This is a genomic window from Streptomyces sp. NPDC127092, assembly GCF_042722475.1.
Lineage (GTDB): Bacteria > Actinomycetota > Actinomycetes > Streptomycetales > Streptomycetaceae > Streptomyces.
Genome location: NZ_JBHXFE010000322.1, coordinates 630 through 1,205, shown reverse-complemented (window position 1 = coordinate 1,205; position 576 = coordinate 630). Strand labels below are relative to the sequence as shown.

The 576-nt window shown below is 70.8% G+C and carries 1 protein-coding gene; it reads left to right on the top strand.

The window, feature by feature from the left end:
- Window positions 1-576 (top strand): lipid II flippase MurJ (locus ACFWJO_RS40080; protein ID WP_386873268.1); only part of this gene is annotated, 576 nt, incomplete at both ends.

Genomic DNA, 576 nt, shown 5'->3' with positions numbered 1-576 from the left:
TGCCGCAGCTGATCAAGCACGCCCGCGACGCCGACCGGGGCGCGGACTACACCTCCCGCCTGATGACGCTCGGCACGCTCGTGATGTTCGCCGGCACGGTGGTGGTCATGCTGGCGGCGGCCCCGCTCATGACGGCCCTGACCCGCGGCTGGTCGCCGGAGAAGCTCGAGATGGCCACCGTGTTCGCCCTGTGGTGTCTGCCCCAGGTGTTCTTCTACGGCATGTACGCGTTGGTGGGGCAGGTGCTCAACGCCAACGGGCGCTTCGGCGCCTACATGTGGGCGCCGGTGCTGAACAACGTCGTCGCGATCGGCGCGATCGTGCTGTACCTGGGCATGTTCGGGGCGTACCGGGCCGGGGACGACCTCGCCGGGTGGACGAGCGCACAGACGGTCGTGCTGGCCGGCGGCCACACCCTGGGCGTCGTGCTGCAGGCCGTGATCCTCTTCCTGCCGCTGCGCGGGCTCGGCCTGGGCCTGCGCCCGAGGTTCGGCTGGAAGGGCATCGGCCTGCGGGACACCGGCCGGATCGCCGGGTACACCCTGGTCACGATGGTCGCCACGAACGTGGTGCTCC